General features: G+C 72.4%; 2 protein-coding genes. One reads left to right on the plus strand and one right to left on the minus strand.

Features of this window, described 5'->3' with window-relative positions; translation table 11 throughout:
* Window positions 1-1,372, minus strand: a 1,372-nt coding sequence (locus tag WBP48_RS05840) for a hypothetical protein (protein ID WP_424437470.1), incomplete at its 3' end; no start/stop codon positions are given.
* A 118-nt stretch (window positions 1,373-1,490) separates the two neighbouring features.
* On the opposite strand from WBP48_RS05840, the gene WBP48_RS05845 reads away from it, so the two are divergent.
* On the plus strand, window positions 1,491-2,060 hold the full coding sequence (locus WBP48_RS05845; protein ID WP_424437472.1) for a hypothetical protein: 570 nt from the start codon (window positions 1,491-1,493) through the stop codon (window positions 2,058-2,060).
* The last annotated feature ends 24 nt before the right edge of the window (window positions 2,061-2,084 follow it).

Below are 2,084 nucleotides of genomic sequence, written 5' to 3' on the forward strand. Positions count from 1 at the left end.
GCGCGGAGCCCGTCGGCGCGCCCGCCGTCGGCGCGGATGACTGCCCTCCCCGCGGCACGCCACCCGCATCATCGCCCGTACGCAGGATCAGCGCGGCGTGCGCGCCGGCGGCCTCGGCCACCGCGGCGACGATAGCGCTCTCGCGCTCGGCATCGGGCGGCGCGCCGACGAACCCCCGGTCCCATTCCCATGTGAGGTGGGTCTGCCGGTCTTCGTGCTGCACGCTCAGGTTCAGCACGACCTCGGGCGGCGCGGGCGGTGTGTAGGAGTCGTCGGGTGACTGGATCGGTGCGAGGGTGCGCAGCCGCGGCAGGTAGGAGCGCTCGAACTCGTCGCGGCCGCCCTTGTCGACGGAGATGTGGCTCGAGCGCTCGAGGATCCGGCGCAGCGGCGCCGTCACCGGTTGCGCGAAGGGGTGCAGGATGATCGATTCGGATGCCGTCCCGGCATCCGTCACTTCGGCCAGCGCGATCGCCGGGTCGCCGACGAACAGCAGCGGCGCGGTCCAGACGGCGCCGTCCACCGTCACCTCACCGGCGACGCGAAGCCGGCCGCGTGCCTCGGTGACGGCGATCCGGGCCGTCGCGGGGGCGCCGTCGAGACGCACCGGCAGGTGCGACTTCGCGGCGGAGACGAGCGGGATCCCGGCATCCGCCAGTGTCGTCAGCATCGGCCACAGCGTGCGCGACGGGGTCTGGTGCAGCGGCCGCCATTCGATGCGGTCGTAGTACGAGTAGTAGCCGTCGGCGGAGTCGGCGGTCAGCCGGTCGAGCTCGCCGAGGAGCGCCAGCTGATCCGCGGGGGCATCGAGCCCGTCGTAGCGGTCCCATCCCGCCGTGCCCTTGATCCAGGTGCCGCGAGTGCCCAGCATCCCGGGCCGGATCGCCACGCGCGGCGCGTTCGTGCGCCCCGAGCCGTACCCGCGGGGGCTGCGGTCGATCTGCACCAGAATGCACAGCCGGGTCTGGTCGGCGGCATCGTCCGCCCCGGCCGGCAGGATGCGGTCGAGCTCGCGCCGCCACGGCGGCACCGGTGCCGGGGGCCGTTCACCGGACAGCTCGACGAGGGCCGCGGCCACGTGGACGCAGGCGGGCGCCTCGCCGCAACCGCACGAGACCTCGACGGTCGCGCGCTGGGTGTTCATGCGCAGCGAGACCATTTCGGGCACACCGTCCGTCACGATCGCGTCGATCTGCGCGATCGCGCCCGGCGCCCGGCCACCGGCCCTGCCCGGCGTCGCATCGACGTCCGCTGCCGCGTCGGCGTCGAACAGGCTCACCCGCCCCGTCTGGACGAGACGGAGCGCCGCGCGACGTGTCGAGTCCGGAAAGCTCTGCGCGACGATCGATCCGGCAAGGGTGTTCAGGTCCACGCGACAACTCTCGCACCTCCCTCCGACACGGGCGCACCAGGCCCGGGCACGGCGGGTCGGTGTGGGCACGGGGCGGCGCGTGGTTCCCTGTGTCGGAGCGACGTGGGATGCTGAGAACATGAGGGCCTGGATCGTGCGCTTCGCATCCCTGTACGTTTTCACCCTGGTCGTGCTCCTGCTGATCGGGCTACTGCTGCCGTCGGTGCGCGTCGGTTGGGCGGCGCTGTGGGCATCGGTACTCCTCACGGCCGCGACGATCTGGCTGAAGCCGCTGATCTCGAGAGCGTTCACGCGCGCCGCGGCGAAGTCGGCATCCGAGCGGACCGCGGTGGGCGAGAAGCTCGTGCAGTACGCGATCGTGTTCATCGTCGAGCTGATCGTGTGGGTGCTCGTCGTGCTCTTCTCGGGTGTGCGCGTTGGCGGATTCTTCTGGGGCTGGGTCATTCCGCCGATCCTCCTGCTCGTGGCGTGGGTCGTCTACGACCTCGTCGACGACCGCATCCGGGCGACGGCCGGTGATCTCTACGACCGGGCGAGCACCGGCATCCGTCCCTCGAAGGGCGCCGCGGATGCCGACGCCACCGGCTCGGCGATTCCCTCCGCAGCCGCGCGCGAGGACGTCGACGAGCTGCGAGACGGCCTGACCGCCGAGCAGCGCCGCATGCTCGACGAGCTCGGCAAGAGCTGAGCCCCGCGGCGCGCTCCCCTGACG

It is taken from the genome of Microbacterium sp., from assembly GCF_049661145.1.
Lineage (GTDB): Bacteria > Actinomycetota > Actinomycetes > Actinomycetales > Microbacteriaceae > Microbacterium.

Excerpts from the sequence above, each read along its gene's own strand:
- WBP48_RS05845 (WP_424437472.1), top strand. The coding sequence starts at position 1,491 with ATGAGGGCCTGGATCGTGCGCTTCGCATCCCTGTACGTTTTCACCCTG.